General features: G+C 64.5%; 29 protein-coding genes. 13 read left to right on the top strand and 16 right to left on the bottom strand.

What is annotated here, in order from left to right; all coding sequences use genetic code 11:
• Positions 1-6 precede the first annotated feature (6 nt).
• Positions 7-1,020: a polyprenyl synthetase family protein gene (locus LB520_RS12195; protein ID WP_224637801.1), complete on the bottom strand. Its 1,014-nt coding sequence runs from the start codon at positions 1,018-1,020 to the stop codon at positions 7-9.
• 154 nt (positions 1,021-1,174) lie between these two features.
• Here LB520_RS12195 and LB520_RS12190 point away from each other — a divergent pair, with 154 nt between their 5' ends.
• The 6 genes from LB520_RS12190 to moaB all read left to right on the top strand — a co-directional run bounded on the left by LB520_RS12190 (position 1,175) and on the right by moaB (position 5,029).
• Positions 1,175-1,399, top strand: coding sequence for a DUF2007 domain-containing protein (locus tag LB520_RS12190; protein ID WP_027164594.1), 225 nt, complete (start codon positions 1,175-1,177; stop codon positions 1,397-1,399).
• A complete protein-coding gene (locus LB520_RS12185) occupies positions 1,399-2,196 on the top strand; it encodes a tRNA1(Val) (adenine(37)-N6)-methyltransferase (RefSeq protein WP_224605272.1) in 798 nt (265 codons plus the stop codon). Before LB520_RS12190 ends, LB520_RS12185 begins: the two co-directional genes overlap by 1 nt.
• A gap of 242 nt (positions 2,197-2,438) precedes the next feature.
• A complete protein-coding gene (locus tag LB520_RS12180) occupies positions 2,439-3,296 on the top strand; it encodes a S49 family peptidase (RefSeq protein ID WP_095768714.1) in 858 nt (285 codons plus the stop codon).
• 84 nt (positions 3,297-3,380) lie between these two features.
• Positions 3,381-3,566, top strand: a complete 186-nt coding sequence (locus LB520_RS12175) for an NfeD family protein (protein WP_095768715.1) — start codon at positions 3,381-3,383, stop codon at positions 3,564-3,566.
• A 25-nt stretch (positions 3,567-3,591) separates the two neighbouring features.
• Positions 3,592-4,485, top strand: a complete 894-nt coding sequence (locus LB520_RS12170; RefSeq protein ID WP_224637800.1) for a 4-(cytidine 5'-diphospho)-2-C-methyl-D-erythritol kinase — start codon at positions 3,592-3,594, stop codon at positions 4,483-4,485.
• Positions 4,472-5,029 carry a molybdenum cofactor biosynthesis protein B gene (moaB, locus tag LB520_RS12165; protein WP_224630479.1) on the top strand — a complete coding sequence of 186 codons (558 nt, stop codon included), beginning with the start codon at positions 4,472-4,474 and terminating at the stop codon, positions 5,027-5,029. The genes LB520_RS12170 and moaB overlap by 14 nt, the downstream gene beginning before the upstream one ends.
• 37 nt (positions 5,030-5,066) lie before the next feature.
• Here the strand turns inward: moaB and LB520_RS12160 are convergent, their stop codons facing one another.
• Positions 5,067-5,570 (bottom strand): glycosyltransferase, encoded by a 504-nt coding sequence (locus tag LB520_RS12160; RefSeq protein WP_224637661.1) that lies wholly within the window; start codon positions 5,568-5,570, stop codon positions 5,067-5,069.
• A gap of 147 nt (positions 5,571-5,717) precedes the next feature.
• On the opposite strand from LB520_RS12160, the gene LB520_RS12155 reads away from it, so the two are divergent.
• Both LB520_RS12155 and LB520_RS12150 read left to right on the top strand, forming a co-directional pair.
• Positions 5,718-6,872 carry a PA0069 family radical SAM protein gene (locus LB520_RS12155; protein ID WP_224632474.1) on the top strand — a complete coding sequence of 385 codons (1,155 nt, stop codon included), beginning with the start codon at positions 5,718-5,720 and terminating at the stop codon, positions 6,870-6,872.
• A 194-nt stretch (positions 6,873-7,066) separates the two neighbouring features.
• The gene (locus LB520_RS12150; protein WP_224637660.1) at positions 7,067-7,765 is read left to right on the top strand and encodes a ribonuclease HII; all 699 of its coding nucleotides are present in this window, start codon (positions 7,067-7,069) and stop codon (positions 7,763-7,765) included.
• A 278-nt stretch (positions 7,766-8,043) separates the two neighbouring features.
• Here LB520_RS12150 and LB520_RS12145 read toward each other — a convergent pair whose 3' ends face one another.
• From LB520_RS12145 to LB520_RS12115, 7 genes are all read right to left on the bottom strand, one after another.
• The gene (locus LB520_RS12145) at positions 8,044-8,535 is read right to left on the bottom strand and encodes a F0F1 ATP synthase subunit B (protein ID WP_224637659.1); all 492 of its coding nucleotides are present in this window, start codon (positions 8,533-8,535) and stop codon (positions 8,044-8,046) included.
• An 11-nt stretch (positions 8,536-8,546) separates the two neighbouring features.
• Positions 8,547-9,128 carry a F0F1 ATP synthase subunit B gene (locus tag LB520_RS12140; protein WP_095768722.1) on the bottom strand — a complete coding sequence of 194 codons (582 nt, stop codon included), beginning with the start codon at positions 9,126-9,128 and terminating at the stop codon, positions 8,547-8,549.
• Between the two features lie 60 nt (positions 9,129-9,188).
• Positions 9,189-9,413, bottom strand: a complete 225-nt coding sequence (locus LB520_RS12135) for a F0F1 ATP synthase subunit C (protein WP_027164582.1) — start codon at positions 9,411-9,413, stop codon at positions 9,189-9,191.
• A gap of 75 nt (positions 9,414-9,488) precedes the next feature.
• Positions 9,489-10,247, bottom strand: a complete 759-nt coding sequence (locus tag LB520_RS12130; protein ID WP_095768723.1) for a F0F1 ATP synthase subunit A — start codon at positions 10,245-10,247, stop codon at positions 9,489-9,491.
• Positions 10,248-10,312: 65 nt separating this feature from the next.
• Entirely contained in the window at positions 10,313-10,705 is a 393-nt protein-coding gene (locus tag LB520_RS12125) for an AtpZ/AtpI family protein (RefSeq protein WP_095768724.1), read from the bottom strand.
• Positions 10,706-11,092: 387 nt separating this feature from the next.
• The gene (locus LB520_RS12120; protein ID WP_224601281.1) at positions 11,093-12,274 is read right to left on the bottom strand and encodes a cell wall hydrolase; all 1,182 of its coding nucleotides are present in this window, start codon (positions 12,272-12,274) and stop codon (positions 11,093-11,095) included.
• 171 nt (positions 12,275-12,445) lie between these two features.
• The gene (locus LB520_RS12115) at positions 12,446-13,723 is read right to left on the bottom strand and encodes an MFS transporter (protein ID WP_224637658.1); all 1,278 of its coding nucleotides are present in this window, start codon (positions 13,721-13,723) and stop codon (positions 12,446-12,448) included.
• 116 nt (positions 13,724-13,839) lie between these two features.
• Between LB520_RS12115 and LB520_RS12110 the strand changes: the two genes are divergently transcribed.
• Entirely contained in the window at positions 13,840-14,760 is a 921-nt protein-coding gene (locus tag LB520_RS12110; protein WP_224637657.1) for a LysR substrate-binding domain-containing protein, read from the top strand.
• Positions 14,761-14,870: 110 nt separating this feature from the next.
• On the opposite strand, the gene der is transcribed toward LB520_RS12110, so the two are convergent.
• Positions 14,871-16,301: a ribosome biogenesis GTPase Der gene (der, locus tag LB520_RS12105; protein ID WP_224546899.1), complete on the bottom strand. Its 1,431-nt coding sequence runs from the start codon at positions 16,299-16,301 to the stop codon at positions 14,871-14,873.
• 6 nt (positions 16,302-16,307) lie between these two features.
• Positions 16,308-16,973 carry a tetratricopeptide repeat protein gene (locus tag LB520_RS12100; protein ID WP_095768728.1) on the bottom strand — a complete coding sequence of 222 codons (666 nt, stop codon included), beginning with the start codon at positions 16,971-16,973 and terminating at the stop codon, positions 16,308-16,310.
• A 202-nt stretch (positions 16,974-17,175) separates the two neighbouring features.
• Here LB520_RS12100 and LB520_RS12095 point away from each other — a divergent pair, with 202 nt between their 5' ends.
• The gene (locus LB520_RS12095) at positions 17,176-18,180 is read left to right on the top strand and encodes a polysaccharide deacetylase family protein (RefSeq protein ID WP_224637656.1); all 1,005 of its coding nucleotides are present in this window, start codon (positions 17,176-17,178) and stop codon (positions 18,178-18,180) included.
• A 16-nt stretch (positions 18,181-18,196) separates the two neighbouring features.
• Here LB520_RS12095 and sbmA read toward each other — a convergent pair whose 3' ends face one another.
• The 3 genes from sbmA to LB520_RS12080 all read right to left on the bottom strand — a co-directional run bounded on the left by sbmA (position 18,197) and on the right by LB520_RS12080 (position 21,179).
• Positions 18,197-19,474: a peptide antibiotic transporter SbmA gene (sbmA, locus tag LB520_RS12090; RefSeq protein ID WP_224637655.1), complete on the bottom strand. Its 1,278-nt coding sequence runs from the start codon at positions 19,472-19,474 to the stop codon at positions 18,197-18,199.
• A gap of 122 nt (positions 19,475-19,596) precedes the next feature.
• Complete coding sequence (locus LB520_RS12085; RefSeq protein WP_224637654.1) at positions 19,597-20,754, bottom strand: YbfB/YjiJ family MFS transporter; 1,158 nt, start codon at positions 20,752-20,754, stop codon at positions 19,597-19,599.
• A gap of 224 nt (positions 20,755-20,978) precedes the next feature.
• On the bottom strand, positions 20,979-21,179 hold the full coding sequence (locus tag LB520_RS12080; RefSeq protein WP_224605339.1) for a hypothetical protein: 201 nt from the start codon (positions 21,177-21,179) through the stop codon (positions 20,979-20,981).
• A gap of 98 nt (positions 21,180-21,277) precedes the next feature.
• Here LB520_RS12080 and LB520_RS12075 point away from each other — a divergent pair, with 98 nt between their 5' ends.
• The 3 genes from LB520_RS12075 (at position 21,278) to LB520_RS12065 (ending at position 24,022) form a co-directional block, all read left to right on the top strand.
• The gene (locus LB520_RS12075; protein WP_224637653.1) at positions 21,278-22,192 is read left to right on the top strand and encodes a LysR substrate-binding domain-containing protein; all 915 of its coding nucleotides are present in this window, start codon (positions 21,278-21,280) and stop codon (positions 22,190-22,192) included.
• Positions 22,193-22,317: 125 nt separating this feature from the next.
• On the top strand, positions 22,318-23,574 hold the full coding sequence (locus LB520_RS12070; protein WP_224637652.1) for an aminopeptidase: 1,257 nt from the start codon (positions 22,318-22,320) through the stop codon (positions 23,572-23,574).
• A 97-nt stretch (positions 23,575-23,671) separates the two neighbouring features.
• The gene (locus tag LB520_RS12065; protein WP_224637651.1) at positions 23,672-24,022 is read left to right on the top strand and encodes a DUF488 domain-containing protein; all 351 of its coding nucleotides are present in this window, start codon (positions 23,672-23,674) and stop codon (positions 24,020-24,022) included.
• Between the two features lie 206 nt (positions 24,023-24,228).
• Here LB520_RS12065 and LB520_RS12060 read toward each other — a convergent pair whose 3' ends face one another.
• Complete coding sequence (locus LB520_RS12060; RefSeq protein WP_224637650.1) at positions 24,229-24,582, bottom strand: ArsC family reductase; 354 nt, start codon at positions 24,580-24,582, stop codon at positions 24,229-24,231.
• Between the two features lie 230 nt (positions 24,583-24,812).
• Positions 24,813-25,166, bottom strand: coding sequence for a nuclear transport factor 2 family protein (locus LB520_RS12055; RefSeq protein ID WP_224546861.1), 354 nt, complete (start codon positions 25,164-25,166; stop codon positions 24,813-24,815).
• Positions 25,167-25,444: the final 278 nt, after the last annotated feature.

The following is a 25,444-nucleotide window of genomic DNA, read 5'->3' as shown; positions in this document are numbered from 1 at the left end:
AAGGGCTCAGTTGACGCGGCTGATGCAGAAATCGATCACGTCGATCAAAGCCGACTTCTGCGGCGTCGCCTCCAGCGGGGCCAGCGCGTCGCGGGCGATCTCGCCGAAATGGCGGGCGCGGCCGATCGTATCGGCGATGGCGCCGTGGCGGGCCATCAGGCCGATCGCCTTTTCAAGCCCGGCATCGTCGGCGACGTTGTCCTCGATGGCGCGCTTCCAGAAGGTGCGCTCGGCCTTGGTGCCGCGCCGGTAGGCGAGGATCACCGGCAGCGTCACCTTGCCTTCGCGGAAATCGTCGCCGACATTCTTGCCGAGATCCTTGCTCGAGCCGCCATAGTCCAGCGCGTCGTCGATGAGCTGGAAGGCAAGGCCGAGATTCATGCCGTAGGAGCGAAGCGCGGCGCGATCGGTGCGCGAGGCCTGGGCGATGACCGGCCCGACTTCGGCGGCGGCCGAGAACAGCGCCGCCGTCTTGGCCTTGATGACGGCGAAATGCTCGTCCTCGGTGGTCTCGAGGTTCTTGGCGGCGGCAAGCTGCATCACCTCGCCCTCGGCGATGATCGAGGCCGCGGCCGACAGAATGTCCAAGGCTTCCAGCGAACCGACCTCGACCATCATGCGGAAGGCCTGGCCGAGCAGGAAATCGCCGACGAGCACGCTCGCCTGGTTGCCCCAGATCATGCGCGCCGTCTTCTTGCCGCGGCGTAGCGCGCTCTCGTCGACCACGTCGTCATGCAGCAGCGTCGCCGTGTGCATGAACTCGACCGCCGTGGCGAGCTTGACATGGCCTTCACCGGAATAGCCGAACATCTGCGCGGCGGCGAGCGTGAGCATGGGCCTGAGCCGCTTGCCGCCGGAGGAGATCAGATGATTGGCGATCTCCGGGATCATCTCGACGTCGGAGCCGGCCTTGGACAGGATCAGCTCGTTGACCCGCCCCATATCGGCGACTGTCAGATCGATCAAATCCTTGATGGAAGCGGGTTCCCGCTTGCCTTCGATGTTGAGAACGACACCCACCACGACAACTCCCGTCAATCTGACGCACCCTTGGTCCCTCGCCGACTCTAGGGCGGCGCAACCGGGCACGGCAAGAGGCGAATTAGCGCGGCTCCGCCGACAGAGTGTCCACGCGCACGTTTACACGAACGCCACAACCTGCGATTTTCGTTTCATGATCGAGCTTGTCCGCACCAACGACGCCGTCGTCATCTCCTTTGTCGAATCGCTGATGCGCGATGCCGGCATCGCCTGTTTCGTCGCCGACCAGAATATGAGCGTGCTCGACGGTTCGCTCGGCATCCTGCCGCGGCGCGTGATGGTCGATGCCGAAAAGGTCGATGCCGCACGGCGCATCCTCAAGGATGCCGGCATCGAGAACGAGATCCGCAAAAAATAATGGGAGCCAGCACCGCCCCCGTCCCGGATACGCCGGCGCACACGATCGATGCCTTCCATCGCGGGCGCTTCTGGCTGGTGCAGCCGAGCCGCGGCGGTCATCGCGCCGGCATGGACGCCATGATGCTGGCGGCCGCCGTGCCGTCCGGCTTTTCCGGCCGGCTCGCCGATTTCGGCGCGGGCGCCGGCGCCGCCGCCCTTGCCGTGTTGTCGCGCTGTCCGGCGGCGCAGGCCGTGCTCGTCGAGCGCTCCGCCGAAATGGCCGGGTTCGCCACTGCCACGCTTTCGCATCCCGGCAATGGCCATCTCGGCGACCGCGCCTCGGTGCTGACCGCCGACGTGACGCTGACCGGTCGAGCGCGGACCGAGGCCGGGCTTGCCGACAACTCCTTCGACTTCGTCATCATGAACCCGCCGTTCAACGCGGCCGAGGATCGCTCGACGCCCGACGCGTTGCGCAGAGAGGCGCATGTGGCGGAGGACGGCCTGTTCGAGCGCTGGATCAGGAGCGCCGCCGCCGTCGCCAGGCCGCGCGGCGGGCTGGCCGTCATCGCGCGGCCCGAGCAGTTGGTTGCCATCCTGGACGCGATCGAGGGACGCTTCGGCGATGCCGAGTTGCTGTGCGTGCATCCGCGGCCGGATGCGGCGGCGATCCGCATCGTCGTCAGGGCGGTGCTCGGCGCGCGCGGAAAATTGTCGATCCGCCCGCCGCTCATCTTGCACGGGCCGTCCGGCAACGGGCCGGCGGAGCGGACGGAAATGATCAATAACGGCCTGGCATCGCTGTTCGGCGATTGATCCTTGAAGCGCGTCGCGTTGAAATGGATTCTAGCGACGCGCTTCAAGTTTTTGTTTTATGCATGTCTTTTTCGCAAAACCGCTGCACACTTTTGCGCGACATGCACTGGCCGGCGATGCGGCATTGCCGTTGGCCGGCGAGTTCCTTACATGCCCAAGCAGGATGATGCCGCGACCGTGAAACAGACCAACCGACCTGATCTCATCTTGCTCCTTTGCCTTTTGTCCGGAGACAATCGTTCGTGAAACGCCTTTTCAACCGCCTGCTGCCGAAATCCTGGCGCTCGACAGTCGTCACCATTCCGGTCATCCGGCTGCAAGGCCCCATCATGGCCGGCGGAGGCCAGTTCCGGCCGAGCCTGTCGCTCGCCTCGACGGCCGGCCTGATCGAAAAGGCGTTCGGCTTCGACGCGCCGGCGGTCGCCATCTCGATCAATTCGCCGGGCGGCTCAGCGGTGCAGTCGCGTCTGATCTTCAAGCGCATCCGCGACCTGGCGGCGGAAAAGAACAAGAAGGTGCTGGTCTTCGTCGAGGACGTGGCGGCCTCGGGCGGCTACATGATCGCGGTTGCCGGCGACGAGATCTTCGCCGACCCGTCCTCGATCGTCGGCTCGATCGGCGTGGTCTCGGCCTCTTTCGGCTTCCCCGAACTGATGAAGAAGATCGGCGTCGAGCGGCGCGTTCACACCGCCGGCCAGAACAAGGCCGTGCTCGATCCGTTCAAGCCCGAGAAGGAGGAGGACGTCGAACGGCTGAAGGCGCTGCAGCTCGAAGTGCACGAGACCTTCATCGACCTCGTCAAGGAACGGCGCGGCAGCAAGCTCAAGGACGACCCGGACCTGTTCACCGGCCTGTTCTGGACCGCCAAGCGCGGCCTCGAGCTCGGCCTTGTCGATGCGCTGGGCGATATGCGTAGCGTGCTCAAGACCCGTTTCGGCGAGAAGACGCAGCTCAAGCTGATAACCGCGCCGCGCGGTCTGTTCGGCCGTTTCGGCCTGTTCGGCTCGCGCGTTTCGGCGCCGGATATCGCGGCGGCCGCCGCCAGCGGCGTCCTCGATGCGGCGGAAGAGCGCGCGCTGTGGGCGCGCTTCGGGCTTTGAAAAAGCCATGAATGCGGCTAGCATGGCCGCTTGACCGACCCATTCGGCCGGCCTTGCCGCGAGGACGCGGGAGGAGTTTTAGAGATGCCGCAGATCATTTTCTTCGCCGTTGTCGGCGCCGCCGCTTACTTTGGCTACCGCGCTTTCGTGCGCGAGGCCGAACGCGTGACGGCCAAGATCCGGCGTACCGAAAGACAGGCGGCGAACGGCACGACGGGCACGCTGGTCAAGGACCCCAAGACCGGCGAATATCGTCTCGCCAAGGACTGATCCCATCTCGCCAGCAGCCGACATCCTGGAGCCCGGCACAGAGGTCCGGACGTGGCTTGCGCCTGCCAAGATCAACCTGGCGCTGCATGTCATCGGACAGCGCGCCGACGGCTATCATCTCATCGACAGCCTTGCCGTCTTCACCCGCTTCGGCGACCGGCTCGAGATCGAGCGGGCCGAGCAGGATGACTTCTCGGTATCCGGCCGTTATGCCGCCGGGCTGCCGCTCGACGGCGACAATCTGGTGGTGAAGGCGCGCGATGCCTTGCGCCGGGAAGCCGGCATGCAACAGGGATCGCCGGTCGCCATCCGGCTGGAGAAGAACCTGCCCATCGCCTCCGGAGTCGGCGGCGGCTCGAGCAACGCGGCGGCCGCGCTTAACACTCTGGCGCGGCTCTGGAAGCTCGATATTGACGACAATTCGCTGGCCCGGATCGGGCTTTCGCTCGGTGCCGACCTGCCGATGTGCCTCAAATCAAAGCCGCTGATCGCACGCGGTATCGGCGATGAAGTCTCGCCGCTATCCGCCTTTCCTGCGCTTGGGCTGGTGCTGGTCAATCCGGGCATCGCGGTCTCGACGCCGGACGTGTTCAAGGCGCTCTCCAGCCGCGACAACGAGGCGCTGCCGCCGCTGCCTAAGCGCCTCGATTTCCACACGATCCGCAACTGGCTGGAGACGACGCGCAACGATCTTGAGCCTGCCGCGCGTTCGATCGAACCTGCGATCGGCGAGGCGCTCAAGGCATTGAAAAAAGCCGACGCCGCGTTCGCGCGCATGTCCGGCTCGGGCGCCACCTGCTTCGGCCTGTTCGAGACCGGCAATGTCGCAAAGCGCGCGGCGATCGAGATCCGCGCCCGCCACCCCGACTGGTTCGTTGCCGCGACGCGCAGCATGGAGGTGAGCGATGGCGAAGCTTGACGAAAGCCGGCCCTTCATTCCGGTGCGCATCGCCGTGCTTACCGTCTCCGACACGCGCGGCCTCGCCGACGACAAATCCGGACAGACGCTGGCCGACCGCATCGCGGAAGCCGGCCACAGCCTTGCCGCGCGCGATATTGTCACCGACGACCGCGAAAAGATCCGCGACAAGGTGCTTGGCTGGTCGAAGGACGAAAACATCGATGTCGTCATCACCACCGGCGGCACCGGCTTCACCGGCCGCGACGTGACGCCGGAGGCGCTGGAGCCGATCTTCGAAAAGCGCATGGACGGCTTTTCGGAAGTCTTTCACCGCATCTCCTACGACAAGATCGGCACTTCAACGATCCAGAGCCGGGCGACCGGGGGCGTCGTCAACGCCACCTTCGTCTTCGTGCTGCCGGGCTCGCCCGGCGCCTGCAAGGACGCCTGGGATGGCATCATCAAGGCGCAGCTCGACTATCGGCACATGCCCTGCAACTTCGTCGAGATCATGCCGCGGCTGGACGAGCATCTCAGGCGCGGCGGCAAGCCAACCTCTTAAAGCTCAGTTAAGGCGCCCCGGCCGGCACGGCGGGGCATCATTTCGGCGGCGCGATCCAGATTTCGGCGTTCAGCCTTCTGGTCGCCAGGCCGCGCGCCAGGGCTTCGGCGCTGCGCGCGCTCTTTGCCAGAGCCGAGGCCTGACGCTTGCTGATGACAAGCCCCTCGGCCAGCGGACGATTGCTCGAGAACACCCTGGCCAGGAAAGGCGCACGGTTGGCGCGGGCGCGTGAAAAGCGCGCCGGCATGGTCTGTTTCGCCGTGTGCGCCACGACTTCGTCGATCCAGCCCTCGGCGAGCCGCGCGCCCGGCTCGAGCAGGAGCAGCCAGTCGCCCTTGGCCTGGCCAATACCGGTGCCGATCCCGCCGGTCGCATAGTGGCAGCCGGCATGCTCGGCCACCCGGTGCGTCTGATCGGTCGAGCCTTGATCGCAGACGATCACGTCGCGCACGACGCCTTCGACCGCGCCGCCGACCAGCGAGGCGAGCGTACGGGCAAGCCCCTCTTCGTCGTTGCGGGTTTCGATAAGGACGCTGAGCATTTTAGCCGAATAGCGGAAAGTGCGGCGATGCGCCAGTTGTGCGCTTCAAGCGAAAAGTTCTTGCTTTGTTCTCTTCGGCAAAATAGGAATAGTTTCATGAACAGAGCGATTCGACAGCCTGCCGACAGTCCCTGGGAGAGGGCGAAAATGGAACAGATCGTGCGCGCCGACATTGCCGCTTTCGGAGCAGGAAGAGCCGAAATGGCAAATGCGATGATCGAGCAGAGCGGCATGCGCGTGCGGCCCGACCGCAATCGCGGCCGCTCGGCCGGGATCAACCCGTCCGGCCGGTTCGAGCCGGTCAGCCGGCATGTCTTCGACGACGGCTGGAACTCGCTGGAGGAACTGCCGCCGTTCAAGACGGAAGTGCAGGTCGAGAAGCCGCGCACCATTATCACGCGCAACGAGTCGCCTGACATCTCCTTCGACCGTTCGATCAACCCCTATCGCGGCTGCGAGCATGGCTGCGTCTACTGCTTCGCCAGGCCGACGCATGCCTTCATGGGCCTGTCGCCGGGGCTCGATTTCGAATCGAAGCTGTTCGCCAAGCCGGATGCCGCGCGCATGCTGGACAGGGAATTGTCAAAACCGGGCTACCAGCCGCGCACGATCGCTATCGGCACCAACACCGATCCCTACCAGCCGATCGAGAAGCAATACCGCATCATGCGCGAGATCCTGGAAGTGCTGGAAGCGCGCGGCCATCCGGTCGGCATCGTCACCAAGTCGGCGCTGGTGACACGCGACATCGACATCCTGTCGCGCATGGCCGAGCGCGGCCTTGCCAAGGTGGCGCTGTCGGTGACGACGCTCGACCGCATGCTGGCGAGAACGATGGAGCCACGCGCCTCGACGCCGACGAAGCGGCTGGAGGCGATCAGGCAGCTTTCGGACGCCGGCATCCCGGCATCGGTCATGGTGGCACCGATCATTCCGGGGCTTACCGATCCGGAGATGGAGCGCATCCTCGATTCGGCTAGAGCCGCCGGCGCGCGGGAGGCCGGCTACGTCATCCTGCGCCTGCCGCTCGAAGTGGCGCCGATCTTCAAGGACTGGCTGTTGCGCCATTATCCTGACCGCTACCGGCATGTGATGTCGCTGATCCGCTCGATGCGCGACGGCAAGGATTACGATTCCGAATGGGGCAAGCGCATGAAGGGCGCCGGTCCCTATGCCTGGCAGATCGGCCGGCGCTTCGAGATCGCCGCCAAGCGGCTCGGCCTCAATGTCGAGCGGCGGCAGCTTCGCACCGACCAATTCGTCGCAGGCGCCAGTGCCGGCGAGCAGCTGATGCTGCTTTGACGCCAGCACCGGCCATGACGGCCGGCGCCAAGCACTTCCAGGCAAAGCGATTTTCGGTCTGGAATTGCCATTTGTTTCGAAATCCCGTCCGGCCCCTGTCCCCGGCTGTGAGACGGTGCCTTCCCCGGTCCGACGCCCCATCCGACTCGGAAGGACTTGCGGAGAATCGGAGCCGATGCGAACCTCGCCGCACCATGGCTCGCGCGCGTTCCGATTCTCCGCTTCTCTTTGAAATGGTCGAGAAGCCCGACTTCTCGATCGAGACGAAAGCGATAGCAGACGGGCTGTGGCCGGTCGCCGGCATGGACGAGGCCGGCCGCGGTCCGCTCGCCGGTCCGGTGGTGGCCGCCGCGGTGGTGCTCAACCCCGCCAACATTCCCGAAGGGCTCGACGATTCCAAGCGCCTCACCCATTTGCAGCGCGAGGCGCTGTTCCTCAAGATTCTCGGCTCGGCGCTCAGCATCTCGATGGCTTCGATCAGCGCCGAAGGCATCGACAACAGCAACATTTTGAAAGCCAGCCTCGAAGCGATGCGCCGCGCTGCCGCCGGCCTGTCTTTGCGGCCGAAGCTCGCCCTGGCCGACGGCCGCGACATACCGCCAGGTCTCGCCTGCGAAGGCCGCGCGCTCATCAAGGGCGACCAGCGCTCGCAATCGATCGCCGCCGCCTCGATCGTCGCCAAGGTGATGCGCGACCGCATGATGTGCGGCTGCGGCGGACATCACGAGCACTACGGCTTCGAAGTGCATATGGGTTACGCGACGGTCCGCCACCGCAGCGCGATCGAGGCGCATGGGCCGGTGGCACGCCTCCACCGGGCCTCGTTCGCGCCGTTCCGGTTGGGTGGGGCTGACATGGCGGAAGAGGAAGAGAGCCTCGCCGGGCTGGAGTAGTTAGCTGATCTCCCCCAATGTGGGGGAGATGTCCGGCAGGACAGAGGGGGCCGCTGTCCCGCCAGCCTGTCAGCCAGTCGCACGAACTTCTCGCACAGTTTGCACTCGACCCAGCGCACAGAATGAGACGCCGCGATCCTTCGCGCCCCCCTCTGCCCTGCCGGGCATCTCCCCCACAAGGGGGGAGATCAGCAGTTCAGGCGCCGCGCTCCCTTTTCAAACATCAAAAGCCGCCGGGTTGCCCAGGCGGCTTTTGAGTTCGAAGTTTCGAAGTCAGCTCAGTTCAGCTTGGCCCTCACATCATTGAGCGCCGACTTGAACAGATCCGCGCCGGTCTTGACGTCGACCTTGGCGGCGAGCAGCGTGCGGGCGGCTTCGACGGCGATGTCGACGGCGGTGGCGCGCACTTCGCTGACCGCCTCGCGCTCGGCTTGGCTGATCTTCTGCTCGGCAAGCGCGGTGCGCCGGGCGACATAGTCCTCGGTCTTCTTGGCCGCCTCGGAGGCAAGCAAGTCAGCCTCGCGTTTGGCGGCAGCGACGATGTCGGCAGCCTCCTTCTCGGCTTCCTTGCGCTTCTGCTGATACTGGCGCAGCAGCTGCTGGGCCTCCTCGCGCAGGCGCCGTGCCTCTTCGAGCTCGCTGCTGATCTTGGCCGCGCGGGCGTCGAGCGACTTGGCAAGCATGCCCGGCACCCTCAGATAGACGACGGCGCCGAGGAAGATGATCAGGGCGATGGTGGCCCAGAGCGTGGCGAGTGATGTGGCGTCCATGATCCCGCTCCTCACCGGCTCGCGGATTTGACCGCGGCCGCGATTTCGGCCTTGTCGGCCTTGCCGCCGACAAGCGCCTCGACGATGGCCGAGGTCGTGTCCTCGGCGATAGTGCCGACTTCCTTCATCGCCTTGGCCTTGATCGAGGCGATGCTCGCCTCGGCCTCGCCAAGTTTCTTCTCAAGCTCGGCCTCGAGCTTCTTGCGCGTGCCCTCGGCTTGCGCCTTGGCGGCGTCGTTCGCCTGCTGGCCGATCTTGTTGGCGTTGACCTTGGCTTCCGCCAGTTCCTGCTCATAGGCAGCAACCGCGGCGTCCGCCTCGCCCTTCAGCCTTGCGGCATGGTCGAGGTCCTGGGTGATGCGGTCGTTGCGGACATCGATGATGCCGCCAAGACGCGGCATCACAACCCGCTTCAGGAACAGATAGAAGAGCCCGAAGGTGATGACCAGCCACAGGATCTGCGACGGGAAGGTCTTGGCGTCGAACGGCGGGAACGCTTCATGCTCCGCGGCAGGCACGGCGGTGCCGGCATGCGTATCGCCCTCGGCCGCGGCCGGCGCTGCTTCTTGCGCATAGGCAGATGTCACGAACATCTCATTCCCCTGTCCCTAGAACGGACCGCACCATGCGGCCCCTTTCGTCAGCGCCGGCTCTTACTTGAAGACCAGGAGCAGAGCGATCAGGAGCGAGAAGATGCCCAGAGCTTCGGTCACCGCGAAGCCGAAGATCAGGCGGCCGAACTGGCCGTCGGCAGCCGAGGGGTTGCGGAGCGCACCCGAGAGGTAGCTGCCGAAGATGTTGCCGAGGCCGATGCCCGCGCCGCCCATGCCGATGCAGGCGATACCAGCGCCGATAGCAGCTGCTGCAGTTGCGTCCATTTCAAAACTCCTGTGGTTTCTCTGTTCGTTGAAGTTGGTACGTTGGGTAAGCTGGCGCCGGGGCGCCGGTGAAAATCAGTGGCTCGGGTGCAGGGCGTCGTTCAGATACATGCAGGTCAGCACCGCGAACACATAGGCCTGCAGGAAGGCGACCAGCAGCTCGAGCGCCGAGAGCGCGACCGCCATGGCAAGCGGCAGCACCGAGCCGGCGATACCGACGGCGCCAAACGCGCTCAGGCTGACGACGAAGCCCGAGAACACTTTCAGCGTGATGTGGCCGGCCAGCATGTTGGCGAAAAGACGAACCGAGAGGCTGACAGGCCTCGAGACGAAGGAGATGATTTCGATCGCCACCACCAGCGGCAGAAGATAGCCCGGCACGCCATGCGGCACGAACAGCTTGAGGAAGCCGAAGCCGTGCTTGGCGAAGCCGTAGACGAGGACCGTGCCGATGACCAGGATCGCCAGCGTGAAGGTGACGATGATGTGGCTGGTGACGGTGAAGAAATAAGGGAACAGGCCGATCAGGTTGGCGACCAGCACGAACATGAACAGCGAGAACACCAGCGGGAAGAACTGCATGCCCTGCTTGCCCGCGGCATCGCGCAGCATGTTGCCGACGAATTCGTAGGCCATTTCGGACACCGACTGCAGGCGACCGGGAATCAAGGCCCGGCTGGCGGTGCTCATATAGAGAAAGGCGGACGCCAGGACGATCGTCACGACCATGAACAAAGAGGAGTTGGTGAAAGATACGTCGTAGCCGCCGATATGCAGCGGGATGATCGGATGGATCTGGAACTGGTGGATCGGATCGACCTTGTCAGCAGCCACTTTAAATCCCCGTCAAAGCCACAAACGGCTTTTTAATTCACTTTAGCGCCCTGCGGCGCCTCACTTCATTCTCTCGGCTCGCGCGGCTTGCCGCCCTGGCCGAATTCCGATGCCAGTCCCGCCGAGCGCAGGACATTGAGTATGCCTGCGCCAAAGCCCAGCAACAGGCCGACGATCAGACCCCAGGGCGCTATTCCCGCCAGACGGTCGATGATCCAGCCCAAGCCGACACCGACCACCACTCCGGCGATGAACTCGCTGGACAGCTTCAGCGCCTGACCGTAACCGGTCGCAGCTTTCGCTTCGTCTTTCCCCTCGGACCGGTCCGTGCGTCTCGTCGCAAGCGATGCTTCGAGGTCGCGTCGGCGGCGCTCAAGTTCGTCGTCGCGGATGGTGGCTTCTGGCTGCCTGCCGCGGCCGGTTTCTCCGGTTCCGTCTGGCCCGGTTTTGTCGGCCATCGCAACCCCCCTGCCCGGGCAGACGATTGCCGTCCGTCCGCTTCTAAAGTCGCCGGCAACATAGTTAGAGGGTCCGCCCCCGTCAAGCCACGGGCCAAACTTCCGAGCGATGTATTTTCAGCAGTTAAATCAATGGTTTATCGAGGTGCGACATCGTGCCCTTCACGGCTGCGTGAGGACTCGGCGCGAATCCGCGCGACAAGGCGCGTCCGCCGAGGCATTGCCGGGCGTCGGAGGGAGGATAGCTGGGGCGGTGTTTGGGCGGCTCAGCTTGAGCCGCCTAAGCGCGTCGCGATCCTTCAGATTCGCTCCACGCGCTTCAGTTTTTGATTTCGCGCGTGTCTTCCCGAAACCGCTTACCACTTTCGGGAGACATGCTTTAGCGGCTCAGCTCCAGCCGCCGCCATAGGTGCGGTAGAAGATATGCAGGCCGATCCTGGTCATCTTGTGCATGGCCCGCGCCCAGCCCGGATGGACGTAATTGGCGTAGTAATGCGTCGAAGAACCGACCTCGGGAATGAATATCTTGCCGGCGGTCACCGCCATGGCAACCTCCTGGGCGGTCTTGTAGGAAGCCAGGTCGGTGATTGTCTTCTTCCTGCCGTCGCAGGCAAAGGAGAACTGGCAGCGGTTGAACCAGTTGTCATTCTGGTAGACGACGCCGCAGATCGTCTTCGGATAGGTCGGGTTGCGGACGCGGTTGAGGATCACCTGCGCCACCGCCGCCTGGCCGCGGACCGGCTCGCTGCGCGCCTCGAAATAGATGCCCTTGGCAAGGCAGGCCTGCTCGGGCTTGGAAAAGACACTTGCCGGCAGGGGAGTCTGCAGCCAGGCATGGTCGCCCTTGCCCATCGGCGGAATGAAGCGGCCATCGTTGGGATCGTCCTGCAGCAGCGCCTCGAAGGGCGAAGCCTTGGCGTAGTCGGGCGCGGACTGGGCATAGGCCGTGGCAAGGATGTCCGGCTTGTCGTTGTTGACGAGAGCGACAAGTGCCGCCGGCAGCGCCGGATCAGGCCTCTTGTCCTCGCGAAGATGGAAGGCCTGGGCGATCTGGACTTCCTTGCCCTTGATGCCCGGCTTGGCGAAGGTGAGCTTCAGGCCGCTGTCCATCGCGGGACGCAGCAGCGAGGAGGTGCGCTCGAAAATCGAGCCGGCGCTGAAATTCTTGGGCGGCGCGACTGGCGACACCTTGACGATGCGGCCCTTCTTGTCGGCGCGCACGACACGATCCTCATCGGGCGTCGCGCCCACGGCGCTGCCCTTGCCGCGGAAGGCGACGGTGCCAACCCCCGGCAAATTCACGCCGGAACCGGACAGCGAGCCGGTGGTGACGGAATCGACAAACGGCATTTCGGCGGCATGCACCGAGCCGGCGGCGGATTTCTCGATATAGGCGTTCCAGCGGGTGTCGGACGATTCCAGGCCGGAGATCAGGCTTGCCATATCTTGGTAGGCGACGGCCGACGGAAAGCCGATCCAAATACCGAGCCCAAGCACCAAAGGAGGAAGAAAGGAACGTTTTTTCGCAACGGCGGCGGCGGCAAGCCGCAATGAAACGCGTCGATGCACGGAACTCTCCAGAACGCTACTGACCCCGGAGAGTCAAAATGAAGCATTAACCTTGATGCGGGGTTAACGACATCGATCATGTTCTTTTCATGTTTGAGGCAAGCCGGCTTGCAATTTCCACAGCGGGCCGATTAAGAATCAGGCTTGGGTGGGTGCATCAGTTTGGGTGAATCAGGCGGGGCGCAGGAAGATTGGCCACGCGAGCGCCGCGCAGATCGCGGCCGCGAGCCACACGCCGGGCCATGCGAAGACCACCAGCAGCCATGGAATGGCGATGGGCACCAGACAGAAGCCGATGAACACAAAACTGTTGGCAAGGCTGAGTGCCGTGCCGACATGGCCGGCGCCGGCAAGCGTGGCAAGCTCGGTATAGGCGACGCCGTGCCAGGCAGAAACGGATATGCCGGCAACGACGACCATCAGCGGAAGCAACGGCAGCAACGACGGCGCGTCGGCAGCGCCGATCACCAGCAGCCACAGCGCCAGGAAGGCAAATGCGCTCAGCGCGCTGCAGAGTTTCAGGAACGGGCGACGGTTGCGGTGGCGGTCGGTGAAGCGCCCGCTCCAGACACGCATCGCCATTGCGCCGGTCTGCACCGCAGCGAGGCTGGCGCTGGTCACAAAGGTGCCCATGCCGGCGAAGTCATGCAGGAAGACCGAGGCGAAGGTCAGCACCGCGACCTGCGGGAAGCAGAGCAGGCCGATGGCGGTCGAGATGCGCCATACCTCGATGTTGCGCAACGGCGCCGGTCCAAGTGTCGCCGTGGCGGGGTGAGGGCCGCTTTCCACTGGCGGCTCGTGCAGCCAGCGCCAGGTAAACAAGGCCGAGAGCGCGGAGACGACCGCAAGCAGGCCGAAGACCGCCGTGAAGCCCAAACTCAACGCAAGCGACGGCAGGACAAGCGCGCCCAGCCCGCCGCCAAGCGGCACCGCCGTCTGCCTGATGCTCATGGCGAAGCCGCGCTCGCCCTCGCCGAACCAGCCCATGATGGCGCGGCCGCTGGAACCGTTGACGCTGCCGCCGAGCAGGCCGACGACGAGCAGGCTTGCCGACAGCAGCGCGACGCCGGGAACGGCCATTTTCGTCGGCACGACAAGCAGCGCCATGATGAAAAGCCATGCGGCCGTCGCCCCGAGCCCGGTCAGGAGCACGCGGCGGTCGCCCCAGCGGTCGGTGAGCACGCCCCAGGGCAGCTCGCTCAGCGCCACGCCCAGACCGAGTAGACCCAATGCCAAGCCCAGCGAGGCATTGTCGAGGTGGTAGCCCTGGCGCATCACCACCGCGGTTGCCGGAATGCCGGAGAAGGTGGCGGAGAAGCCGGCATTGGCGGCGACGCCGATGCCCAGCACCTTCCAGCGATGGTTGGGGCCGAAGGCGCGGCGGGCTGAGGCGCTGGCAATGTCTCCCGCGGGCGGCTGGCAGACATTTCGTGTGACGATGGCGGACATGGCTCCATTCCTGTGATGGCCGGCTGACGGCTTGACGGACCGGATGTAGCGCCATAGCTTCATCCATAAAATCAGGAAGTTTTTCACCAACAATCCTGAAAATCAGGACTATCCCGATGCGCCGCGTCACTTTCGACCTCGATGTCCTCAGAACCTTCGTCACCGGCATGGAGCTGGGCAGCTTCGCCAAGGCGGCCGAACGGCTTGGCCGCTCGACATCCGCGGTCAGCGCGCAACTGAAGAAGCTGGAGGAGCAGGCGGACACGCCGGTCTTCCGCAAGGCAGGGCGCGGCCTGGCGCTCACCGAAGCCGGCGAGACGATGCTTAGCTATGCGCGGCGGCTGATCGAGCTCAACGACGAGGCGGCCTCCGCCATCCGCGACGTCGAGCTGGAAGGCTGGGTACGGCTCGGCCTGCAGGAGGATTTCGGCGAGGCCGTGCTGCCCGACGTGCTCGGCCGCTTCGCCCGCGCCCATCCCAAGGTCCGCATCGAAGCACGGATCGGCCGCAGCCACGACCTTGCCGAGCGTGTCCTGTCAGGTAATCTCGACATCGCGCTTGCCTGGCATGACGGCATGGCCCTGCCCTATAGCCGCCATGTCGCCGACGTGCCGGCGCGCTGGATAGGCCCGGCCAAGCCGATCGAGGCTGGTCCGCGCAATGGCGAGCCGCTGCCGCTGGTGGTGTTCGAGGCGCCGTGCCTGCTCAGAACCGTGGCGACCGAGACACTCGATCGCGCGGGCATGCCCTGGCGCATCTCCTTCTCGAGTCCTTCCCTCGGCGGCATCTGGGCGGCGGTGGCGGCAGGCCTCGGCCTGACGATCCGCACCGATATCGGCCTGCCTGCCAATGTCAGGGCGATCGCGCCGGGAGTCCTCGGGCTTCCTGCCCTGCCGACAATGGCGCTGCACCTGCACCGGAAGGACGCCGAGCTCGACCCGGTGGCAGCGCGGCTGGCAGAGATTCTTTTGCAGGCGGCGCTGGAGACGCTGCCGGAGGGGACGCGAAACGGCGATGGACTGCGGGAGGTCGCTTAGCGTCTTAGCCGACGCCTTTCGACATCGTCATTCTAGGGCGAAGCAAGGAGCAGAGCGACGCGCGTAGACCCGTGGATGACGAGGGATCAGCGTCGGCGCTTTCCCAGAAGTCACCGCTTCTTCGCCCTGCCTGCAAACGGATTGTCCGAGGTGCGCAGGGCCATGCGGATCGGCACGCCTGGCATGTCGAAGGCCTCGCGCAGGCTGTTGGTCAAATAGCGGACATAGGATTGCGGCATGGCGTCCGGGCGGGAGCAGGAGACGACGAAGCCCGGCGGGCGGGTCTTGGCCTGGGTGACGTATTTGATCTTCAGCCGGCGGCCGGCGACGGCGGGCGGCGGGTGATGCGCGAGGATGCCTTCCAGCCAGCGGTTGAGCTTGCCGGTAGAGACACGGCTGTTCCAGACCTTGTGCGTCTTGATGACGCTTTCCATCAGCCGGTCGAGGCCGCGGCCGGTCTCGGCCGAGACCGTCACCGCCTGGATACCGCGCACCTGCGGCAGGAGCCGCTCGGTCTTTTCGCGCAGCTCGGCCAGCAGCTCCTGCGGATTGTCGATCAGGTCCCATTTGTTGAAGGCGATCACCGGCGCCCTGCCCTCGCGGATGATGAGATCGGCGATCTGCAGATCCTGCTTCTCGAACGGGATGGTGGCGTCGAGCATGATGATGACGATCTCGGCGAAGCGGATGGCGCGCAGGCCATCCTGCACCGAGAGCACTTCCAGCTTTTCATGGATCCTGGATTTGCGGCGCATGCCGGCCGTGTCGAACAGCTTTATCCTGCGGCCACGCCAGTCCCAGTCGACCGAGATCGAATCGCGGGTAATGCCGGCTTCCGGACCGGTGAGCAGCCGCTCCTCGCCGATCAGCGCATTGATCAGCGTCGACTTGCCGGCGTTCGGGCGGCCGACGACGGCGATGCGCAGCGGCTTGGTGTCGTCATAGGGCGCTTCAGCATCCGGGTCGGCGATGTCCTCGCCGATCAGAACCTCGCTGGCGGCGATCTCGCCGGCTTCGTCTTCCTCATCCTCGCCGAAAGCGCGTTCCTGGCCGAGCGCTTCAATTACGGCGTCGCGCAGATCCGGCATGCCCTGGCCGTGCTCGGCCGAGATCGGGATCGGCTCGCCGAGGCCGAGCTCCCAGGCTTCCAGCATGCCCCCTTGAGCGCCACGCGCCTCTGCCTTGTTGGCGACGAGCACCACCGGCTTGCCCGATTTGCGCACCACCTCGGCGAAGGTGCGGTCGTCGGGCATCAGGCCCGACTTGGCATCGACGGTGAAGAAGATGAGGTCGGCTTCGCGAATGGCGATTTCGGTCTGCTGGCGCATGCGGCCGGGAAGCGTCGAAGCCGCTGCGTCTTCGAAGCCGGCGGTGTCGATGACATCGAAATGGAGATCGTAGAGTTTTGCCGCATGGACGCGGCGGTCGCGCGTTACACCAGGCGTGTCGTCGACAAGCGCCAGCTTCTTTCCGACCAGCCGATTGAAAAGAGTCGATTTGCCGACGTTAGGCCGGCCGATGATGGCGACTTTGAAGCCCATCCAGGATCACGACACGTTGCCCGACCCGCGGATCAGCTCGGACATCAGCTGCGCGCGCTGGCGCACATTGCGCGGGGCGGCTTCATCCGAAGAGATCTGGTCGAACAGTTTGAGCGCGTCCGCCGACTTGCCGTCCTTCCAGGCGGCAAGGCCGAGCGCCTCGCGCGCCGAATGGCGCAACGGATTGGTGTCGGCAGTAAGCGCCTCGATGCGGCTGGAGACATCGGCGTAGGAGCCGTGGTCGACGAGCAGGAGCGCTGCCCTCAGCCGCGCGATATCGCGAATGCCGGCGGGAATGGCGTTGTCGGCGGCGACCTCGTCGAAATCCTTGACCGCGCCATCGACGTCGCCCTTGTTGGCCTTGACGGTCGCGGCGCGCATGCGGGCGAGCAGCGGATAGGCGCCGTAGCCGTCCTTCTCCAGCTGGTCGAGCGCGGCGATCGCCTCGTCGTTCTTGCCGTCATTGGCGAGCTTGAGGGCCGCCGAGAAGGCGTCGCCCGAGCGGTTGGCGCGGGTTTCGTCCCAATAGCGGTAGCCGACGACAGCGGCGGTGCCGAGCACGATCAGGATGGCAAGGCCGAGAATGGCCGGGCCGAAACGGTCCCATAGCTTCTGCGCCTGCTCGCGACGAATCTCTTCGTTGACTTCGCGGATAAAACTGTCGTCCGACATCAATCAAAACCATTGCGGCCCCAGGAGGGGGCGCTTCTTGAGCCCGCGTTTTAGCGAAATTTCGTCGGCATGGAAGGGGGCGGACCGGAAAATCGGCTGAGAATGCCGGGCGCCCACAGTCCATACCTGAACGCAACCGCGCCACATTTGCGCGATAGCCGGCTTCCGATCGGCCGGAGACGTCCCCGCCAGAAGGTTGTCAATGCTTCGTTCGTACCGCGTCCTTGCGATCAGTCTTGCCTCGCTCGCCTCAGCCAATGCCGCCTTCGCCGATCCGCCGAAATCGCCAACCGTTTCGCCGGCCAAGCAGGTCGTGCTGATCTCTTTCGACGCCGCCCGCGATATCTCGCAATGGCAGCGCAGCCGGGCGCTGGCAAAGCGCACGGGCGCGCATTTCACCTATTTCCTGTCCTGCGTATTCCTGCTCTCTCCCGAGACGCGGCTGCACTATGCCGGCCCCGGCAAGGCCGCCGGCAAATCCAATGTCGGCTTCGGCGCCTCAAAGCAGGATGTCGCCGACCGGCTTGAGCAGGTCCGGCTGGCCGCGGCCGAGGGCCACGACATCGGCAGCCATGCCTGCGGCCATTTCGACGGCAAGGCCTGGAGCAAGGCCGACTGGCTGGCCGAATTCGCCTCCGCGCGGCGCATTTTCGAGAACGCCTATGCGATCAACGGCATCCAGGAGCCAGCCGGCTGGCGCGATTTCGCCCGCCATACCGTAACCGGTTTTCGAGCGCCCTATCTGGCCACCGATAAGGCGCTTTACGAAGCGCTGCCCGAGGCCGGCTTTGAATACGATGCGAGCGGCGTCTCGAGCGGCCCGGTCGTGCCGCCAACCCTGAATGACATAACCCGCTTCGCCCTGCCGCTTATCCCGGAGGGAGACAAGGCCAAGCCGGTCGTCGCCATGGATTACAATCTTTATGTCCGCCACTCGGGCGGCACCGAAAAGCCGGCCATGGCGGACGCATTCACCGAGCGCGCCTATCAGGCGTTCCGCGCCGCTTTCGAGGCTCAGTACAACGGCAAGCGCCTGCCGCTGGAGCTCGGCTTCCACTTCACCCTGATGAATAACGGCGCGTACTGGAACGCGCTGGAGCGCTTCGCCGGCGAGGTCTGCGTGAAAGCGGATGTAGAGTGCATCAGCTTTCGCGACTATGTCGCGCGCCAACGCGCCGGCCAGGCACAGGCGACCGTGGGCGGCTAACTGGACCGGCCGCGCTCTAGCCTGCCGGCTGATCTTCGGGACGCATGCCAGCTTGCTCGCGCTCTAGATAGTGCTGATCGATAATCGGCAGTTGCTCACCCTGCAGCGTCGCTTCGAAGGCTCGCAAACGTTTGTGCACCGACTGCAGTTCAACAATCGTCGACCACGAATTCAGTAGGAACTGAAGTGAATTCGTAACCTTGCCGAACGCGTTCGATATCTGGTTCAGGGCGCCGAACGTGATCTTATGCGCAACCAGCGAGGGCCCAAGGATGAGCAATGAAAAAATGTTGTCGGCTTGCAGATAGGTGTAACGCACGACGTTGAAATAGATGTAGTGGAAATATAGCTTGAAATAATTGCGGCGGACATTGGCGAATAGTTGTGTCGTCGTCGCCGGCTGCGCCCGATCGGGATGATCCTCGCCGTAGACAAGTTCCTTGCGATAGGCTGCCTCGACACGCTGATTGCGGAACTGCAGGCCCGGCAGCTTGAGACCCGCCACCATGACGGAAATCGTTCCGAACAGACACCAGCCCAATGCGGCAACGACCAGTGGCTGCGGGACCGTGCCGATGATCGGCAATTCGGTGATGTGGGCCTGTAGTTGAATCAAGACCGGCAGAAAGGCGATCAGCGTCATGATCGACTGAACGAAGGTCGAGCCGAGATCTTCCATGATCTGCGAGAAGCGCATCGTGTCTTCCTGGATACGCTGCGAGGCGCCCTCGATGTGGCGCAGCCGGCCCCAGTTGGCCATGAAGTAATCATTCATCGCGGTGCGCCAGCGGAAGATCCAATGGCTGACGATGAAGGCGTTGACCACCTGCACGTTCATGCCGACCAGCGCGAGCCAGGAGAAATCGGCCAACCCCTTGTAGAATTCGATGTCGGTCGAGGCCGTCGTTCCCGACATCAAGCCCTGAACATAATCGAAGAACGGGCCATACCAGTTGTTGACCGCAACCGAGACCTGAACGTTGAAGTAGATGAAGAACAAGATGACGGCGGTCATCAGGATCGACCAGTTCTGCCACGGGTGCGGGGCGTACCAGCTCCAGAAGGCGTAGAAGATCGCCACGCAGGCCACGAAGTACATGTAGAACCACAGAAACGGCTTCGACCACAGCACCGCGATGCCGATGATCGGCGGCGAACCGGCCGCCACGGGCGGCAGGCCGAAGACGGCGCCCAACTGCTCGCCGCCGAAGAACCAGAACAGGATCGCGGCAAGGCTCCAGGCGGCGGCCGAGGTGAAGAAAAGCTTCGGCTGCGGGAAGAAGGATACGAACACTGTGGCGGGTTTCCTCGGTCTGACCGCAAATCAGCGGCGTTGCAGTTCGGCGGGCATAAAGTCACACATTAGGGGGAAAGAAAATGCCCGTGCCCGACGCCCGGCATCGAACAAACCGCAAATCATGGCGATTTTGGCGCAGCCGACCAAGCGATGACGCCGGAGGCGAGCAGCGCCGACGCTGCCATGATCGAAGCAAGCACGTAATTGCCCGAAGCCTGGGCGAGCAGGCCGGCGGCGATCGGGCCGACGATCTGGCCAAGGCCGAAGGCCGCCGTCATCACCGCGAAGATGCGGCGCGGCGCCCGCGGCGCGAGCTGCCTGCCCATCTGTAGGCCCAGCGCCGTGATGGCGATGAAGGTGCCGCCGAGCAGGACGCCGGCGATCAGCGGTCCGGCGGCGCCCTTGACGACGACGCTGGCGGTGACGCCGACCACCTCGACCAGGCAACTCGCGGCATAAGTGGCATAGAGCCCTATCCGGCCGGCGAGCTTCTGCCACGCCCAAGTCGAGGGAAAGCCAGCCAGGCCGGCGACCATCCAGACAGTCGCCTCGAAGACGCGCCCGCCGCCGCCCTGGCGGACGATGGCGACCAGGAAAGTGGCCGTCACCACATAGCCGAAGCCGAACAGCCCATAGGCGACGATCAACTTCACCAGGGACCCGTACTTCGGCAGCGCCGGCTCGCGCCCGCTGGCGACATTGGCCGGCATGGTCGAGCCGGCGAGCAGCGCGACGACGAGCAGGCCAAGCGCCGAAAGCGCTCCGGACCAGAGCCAGCCGGCGGCCCAGCCCGCATGTTCGGAGACGAGGATCGCCAGCAGCGCCGAGGACGCGGCAATGCCGAGGCCCACGCCGCCGAAATGCAGCGCCTGCAAATCGCCGCGGCCAGCCTCAGCCAGATGGCTGAAGACGATCGAGGCCATGAACACCATGACGAAGGCACTGGCGAGGCCGGCCAGGAAGCGGATGACGAGGAAGGCGGCCATCGTCTCGTTGAACCCCATGAGGGCCGCGAGCACGGCGCTGGCGGCGAGGCCGGCGAACATCAGCATGCGCTCGCGGCCATGCGCCCAGCCACCGGCCGCGGCAAGCGCGCCGATGAGGTAGCCGACATAATTGGCGGAAGCTATCCAACCGGCATCGGCCGGCGTCAGGCCAAGTCCCTCCATCATGCCCGGCAGGATCGGCGTGTAGACGAAGCGGCCGATGCCCATGGCGACGGCAAGCGCGACCATGCCGGCGAGAGCAAGCCGCAAGGGAGATGGCGAGGCGTTCATTGCAGTGCACAATAATTGCATGTGCAGGTGAAACAATGCGCTTGCGTTGGGCCAGGTGCACGTCCCCTCACCCAGCCTCCGCTTCGCTCGGCTGACCTCTCCCCGGTGGGGAGAGGAGCCTGTCGCTGCCGGCGCCATCTCTTCTCGCCTTGGGGAGAAGGTGGCCGCGAAGCGGCCGGATGAGGGGGAGCACCGCCGAAAAAGATCAATAACTTCGCGGCAACTTAGCGGCCAGCGGCACCCGTCATCTCGTAAGCTGTGCGGCGGGCCGTCAGCCGGAAGGGCATGTCGCCGAGCTCGCGCTCCGACATGGTGTCGAACACCGGATGCGACAGCGGATCGATGATCCAGCGCGCGATCTCGCCGTCCTCGGGCGGCCTCGCCTCGGTGCCGCAAAGCCCTTTCAGCAAAGATAAAATCTTCATCGGGGCCACCTCATGGCTCAAGGCTGTTCCAGGTAAATTCTGCCGTTTCCTGTCGGGGTTCAATTGAGATTTCGGTCCGGTCGCTTTAGAAAAACTGGATGGCTATGCTGAATCGCGTCCATCTCAACGGCCTGCGCGCCGTGGAAACCGTCGCCCGGCTGGGATCGCTGGCGAGCGCGGCGGCCGAGTTGAACGTCTCGGTCAGTGCCGTCAGCCAGCAGGTCAAGCGCACGGAAAAGCAGCTGGGCCAGGCGCTGTTCGAACGCACGCCGGGCGGGCTCGTGCCGACCGAATTTGGCGCCGCCTTCACGACGCGACTCAGCGCCGGCTTCCGCGAGCTCGCGCAAGCCGTAGCGCTGGCCGACGAGGCCAACGAGTGCACGCTGGTCGTCTCGGTGGCGCCGGCCTTCGCCTCGAAATGGCTGCTGCCGCGGCTGTCGCGGCATTTCGCGCGACATCCGAATGTGCTTTTGCGCATCGACGCCTCGGCCAGGGTCGCCGATCTCGACCGGTCCGACATCGATATCGCAATCCGGCTCGGCGACGGCAAATGGCCGGGCGGGCGCGCCGAGCTTCTGCTTGCCCAGGAAGTGTTTCCGGTCTGCGCACCCTCGATCGCGGCCAGGCTGAAATCGATCGGCGATCTGGCGCAGACCTGCGCCATCACCGACGAGCGGGCGATGTTCAGCTGGGACGGCTGGTTCGAGGCGGCGGGCGTCGAGCCGGTCACCTTCCAGAAGGGTGCGCGTTTCACCGATCCGATGCTTTGCCTGGAATCGGCGATCGCCGGCCATGGCGTGATGCTCGCCTGGCAGTTGCTCACCGCCGACGCGCTGGCCGACGGCCGGCTGGTCGCGCCCTTCGGTGTGCGAGCCGAAAGCGGGCTGGGTTACTGGCTGGTGACTTCGGCCACCAAGAGCGAAAGCCGCAAGGTGCGCGACTTCAAGGCCTGGATCCGCGAGGAGATCGAGGCGACCATGGCGCAGTTCCGGGCGCTGGACAGCGCCGCCTAACCGCTCCGCACTTTTCAATAATGCGGTCCGTCATGCTTGAGAGCAGGCCCAGTCGATCGCGGTGGAAAGGTCAATCGCAGCGGTCTATGTAAGGATGAGAACCCCAACAAATAGCAGGCAGGATCATGACCACACATTCGCGCGGCGTTTCGGCAAGCATCGACCCGGTGAAGCTCGACCGGCTGGCGGAAGTCGCCGTCAAGGTCGGGCTGCAATTGCAGCCCGGTCAGGACCTGGTGCTGACCTCCTCGATCGCAGCGCTGCCGCTGACCCGCCGCATCGTCGAGCACGCCTACAAGGCGGGCGCCGGGCTGGTGACGCCGATCTTCAACGACGACGAGATCACGCTGGCGCGCTTCCGCTACGGTGCGGATGCCGGTTTCGACCGCGCCGCCGGCTGGCTCTACGAAGGCATGGCGAGGGCCTTCTCCAACAATGCGGCGCGGCTTGCGGTGCGCGGCGAAGACCCGTCGCTGCTGTCGTCACAGGATCCGGCCAAGGTGGCGCGTGCCAACAAGGCGAACTCGATGGCCTACCAGCCGGCGCTGGAGAAGATCACCGGCTTCGACATCAACTGGAACATCGTCGCCTATCCCGATCTCGCCTGGGCAAAACAGGTGTTTCCGGGTGAGCCGGACGACGTCGCGGTGGTGAAGCTTGCCGACGCCATCTTCTCGGCCTCGCGGGTCGACGTCGAGGACCCGATCGGCAATTGGAAGGCGCATAACGCCGCCTTGGCCGAGCGCACGAAGTGGCTCAACGAGCACCGTTTCCACGCGCTGCATTTCACCGGGCCGGGCACCGACCTGACCGTCGGGCTGGCGGATGGCCATGAATGGATGGGCGGCGCTTCGACGGCGAAGAACGGCATCACCTGCAATCCGAACATCCCGACCGAGGAGGTGTTCACTACGCCGCATGCGAGGCGCGTCGAGGGCCATGTCTCCTCGACCAAGCCGCTCTCCTACCAGGGCACGCTGATCGACGACATCTCGGTGCGCTTCGAGGGTGGGCGGATCGTCGAGGCCAAGGCCTCGAAGGGCGAGGATGTGCTGCAGAAGGTGCTCGACACCGACGAGGGCGCCCGGCGCCTCGGCGAGGTGGCGCTGGTGCCCCATTCCTCACCGATCTCGAAGAGCGGGCTGTTGTTCTTCAACACGCTGTTCGACGAGAACGCCGCCTGCCACATCGCGCTCGGGCAGTGCTATTCGAAATGCTTCGTCAACGGCGCGTCGCTCAGCCAGGACGAGATCGCGGAGCGCGGCGGCAACAAGAGCTTCATCCACATCGACTGGATGATCGGCTCCGACAAGATCGACATTGACGGCGTGGCCAAGGATGGCGGCCGCGTGCCGGTGATGCGCAAGGGCGAGTGGGCGTAACGGTATTTTGTTGGCGCAATTCCGAACGGACGGCCACGGCGAAGTCGCCGAGCCCAACCGCTGCACACTTTGCCGGGGCTTGGCAAAGGAGGCATAAGTGGCCTTCGACATTGCGGTGAAGCGTGTCTATGAGCCGCCGGCGAAAGCCGACGGCCAGCGGGTGCTGGTCGACCGCATCTGGCCGCGCGGCGTCAGCAAGAAGGACGCCGAACTGACGCTTTGGCTGAAGGAGATCGCGCCGAGCGACGCGCTGCGCAAATGGTTCGGGCACGAGCCGGAGCGCTGGCCGGAATTCCAGAAGCGATATCGGGCCGAGCTTGATGCAAATAGCGAGGCGGTAGCGCAGCTGCGTGGCCTGCTGCGTGAGGGCAAGGTGACGCTGCTCTACGGCGCGCATGACGAGGCGCACAACAATGCGGTGGCGCTGGCGGGGTACCTAAAGGCGTAAACGTTGAGATGCTGGCGGGACAGCGCCCCCCTCTGTCCTGCCGGACATCTCCCCCTCTTGGGGGGAGATTGGCAGCTCCGGCGCTCCGCTAATTCTTGCAAGGTTGATTGGCGAAGGCCGGCGTGACGGCTGATCTCCCCCCTTGAGGGGGAGATGTCCGGCAGGACAGAGAGGGGGGCGAAGGAACTCGACGTAAGTGGTCGTGCCTACTTCCCGCCCACCGCCTCTTCATAAACCTCCGGCTTGAATCCCACAAACACCCGATCCCCCACCTCCAGCACCGGCCGCTTGATCATCGTCGGTCTGGCGAGCATCAGCTGCTTCGCCTTCTTCTCGTCCAGCCCGGCCTTGTCCGCCTCCGGCAGCTCGCGAAACGTTGTGCTGCCTTTGTTGAGCAGCTTTTCCCAGCCGACCTTGCCGACCCAGCCATTAAGCCTGTCGGCCTCGATCCCCTCTGCCCGGTAGTCATGAAAGCGATATGGTACGTCATGGCTTTCCAGCCAGACGCGCGCCTTCTTGGTCGTGTCGCAGGTGGTGATGCCGTACATGGTGATGGTCAAGGCGGGCCTCTGTCAGATGGGGTTTCGAATCCGGCGGAAGCCTAGGCCGGCCCCACAAGCTTTGCCAGCGCTTCGCGCCGGTGCGATTTTGCGGGGAACGGTTGCCGACCAGCTTGTGGACTATCTGACGATTTGCGAAGCAGACATGGCGGCCTAGATGTCATCCGGCCGCCATTCCCGATCTTTCAAATCATGCTGCGAAAGGCGTGCGCAGCCGAATGCCGGAAGCCTCAATAATAGAAACGCTCTTCGGTGATCTTGCCGTTCTTGACGGTGTAGAGGCCAACCTCGTCCATTTTGACACGCTCGCCGGTGGATTTGGGCGTCACATCGAAGCTGAAGCGCAAGGCGAACTGGTCACCATTGACATAGGGACCCTCGATCGAACCGCCATGAACCTCGTGGTTCGCTTCCCACCACTCGCCCTTCTGCCTGACGGCTTCCTTGCCGTTGCAGACGGCCATCGGGCCTTCCATGGCTTCGTAGCTGACGATGTCGTCGGCATTGTATTTCGCGGCAGCGCCGTGACTGTCGCCCCGCTTGAGGAGTTCGGTGAAATCCTTGGCAATTTCCGCAGTGGTCATGATTTCCTCCCGGTTTGGACCAGACATCAAGGTAGGTATCGATCGTTCGCCTGCCACCGACAGCGGGCTCCGCAGGTGACAAATCGTGTCAGGATGGTGAGGCTTGCGCCATCAAAGGCCAACGATCCAGTTCCCGCCAGCGCCTTGCAAGCCATTGGGCCATGGTGCTCGGCCAGGTGGCCGGACACTTGGGACCCCAACAGAAGACCTTAGACAGACTCGAGATGCAGGCATGTTCGACCGACCAGTACAGGTCCGTCGGCCATTTTTTGTTTCTG

Origin of the sequence: Mesorhizobium sp. CA12, assembly GCF_020165255.1 — a bacterium.
Classification (GTDB): domain Bacteria; phylum Pseudomonadota; class Alphaproteobacteria; order Rhizobiales; family Rhizobiaceae; genus Mesorhizobium.
The sequence above is the reverse complement of the archived record's forward strand: the minus strand, read 5'-3'. Positions and strand labels throughout refer to the sequence as shown.

Excerpts from the sequence above, each read along its gene's own strand:
- LB520_RS12160 (WP_224637661.1), bottom strand. The coding sequence starts at position 5,570 with ATGCTCAGCGTCCTTATCGAAACCCGCAACGACGAAGAGGGGCTTGCC.
- LB520_RS12150 (WP_224637660.1), top strand. The coding sequence starts at position 7,067 with ATGGCTCGCGCGCGTTCCGATTCTCCGCTTCTCTTTGAAATGGTCGAG.
- LB520_RS12155 (WP_224632474.1), top strand. The coding sequence starts at position 5,718 with ATGGAACAGATCGTGCGCGCCGACATTGCCGCTTTCGGAGCAGGAAGA.
- LB520_RS12080 (WP_224605339.1), bottom strand. The coding sequence starts at position 21,179 with ATGAAGATTTTATCTTTGCTGAAAGGGCTTTGCGGCACCGAGGCGAGG.
- LB520_RS12110 (WP_224637657.1), top strand. The coding sequence starts at position 13,840 with ATGCGCCGCGTCACTTTCGACCTCGATGTCCTCAGAACCTTCGTCACC.
- LB520_RS12140 (WP_095768722.1), bottom strand. The coding sequence starts at position 9,128 with ATGTTCGTGACATCTGCCTATGCGCAAGAAGCAGCGCCGGCCGCGGCC.
- LB520_RS12070 (WP_224637652.1), top strand. The coding sequence starts at position 22,318 with ATGACCACACATTCGCGCGGCGTTTCGGCAAGCATCGACCCGGTGAAG.
- LB520_RS12075 (WP_224637653.1), top strand. The coding sequence starts at position 21,278 with ATGGCTATGCTGAATCGCGTCCATCTCAACGGCCTGCGCGCCGTGGAA.
- LB520_RS12185 (WP_224605272.1), top strand. The coding sequence starts at position 1,399 with ATGGGAGCCAGCACCGCCCCCGTCCCGGATACGCCGGCGCACACGATC.
- LB520_RS12135 (WP_027164582.1), bottom strand. The coding sequence starts at position 9,413 with ATGGACGCAACTGCAGCAGCTGCTATCGGCGCTGGTATCGCCTGCATC.
- moaB (WP_224630479.1), top strand. The coding sequence starts at position 4,472 with ATGGCGAAGCTTGACGAAAGCCGGCCCTTCATTCCGGTGCGCATCGCC.
- LB520_RS12100 (WP_095768728.1), bottom strand. The coding sequence starts at position 16,973 with ATGTCGGACGACAGTTTTATCCGCGAAGTCAACGAAGAGATTCGTCGC.
- LB520_RS12085 (WP_224637654.1), bottom strand. The coding sequence starts at position 20,754 with ATGAACGCCTCGCCATCTCCCTTGCGGCTTGCTCTCGCCGGCATGGTC.
- LB520_RS12190 (WP_027164594.1), top strand. The coding sequence starts at position 1,175 with ATGATCGAGCTTGTCCGCACCAACGACGCCGTCGTCATCTCCTTTGTC.
- der (WP_224546899.1), bottom strand. The coding sequence starts at position 16,301 with ATGGGCTTCAAAGTCGCCATCATCGGCCGGCCTAACGTCGGCAAATCG.
- LB520_RS12175 (WP_095768715.1), top strand. The coding sequence starts at position 3,381 with ATGCCGCAGATCATTTTCTTCGCCGTTGTCGGCGCCGCCGCTTACTTT.
- LB520_RS12095 (WP_224637656.1), top strand. The coding sequence starts at position 17,176 with ATGCTTCGTTCGTACCGCGTCCTTGCGATCAGTCTTGCCTCGCTCGCC.
- LB520_RS12115 (WP_224637658.1), bottom strand. The coding sequence starts at position 13,723 with ATGTCCGCCATCGTCACACGAAATGTCTGCCAGCCGCCCGCGGGAGAC.
- LB520_RS12125 (WP_095768724.1), bottom strand. The coding sequence starts at position 10,705 with ATGGCCGACAAAACCGGGCCAGACGGAACCGGAGAAACCGGCCGCGGC.
- LB520_RS12145 (WP_224637659.1), bottom strand. The coding sequence starts at position 8,535 with ATGGACGCCACATCACTCGCCACGCTCTGGGCCACCATCGCCCTGATC.
- LB520_RS12055 (WP_224546861.1), bottom strand. The coding sequence starts at position 25,166 with ATGACCACTGCGGAAATTGCCAAGGATTTCACCGAACTCCTCAAGCGG.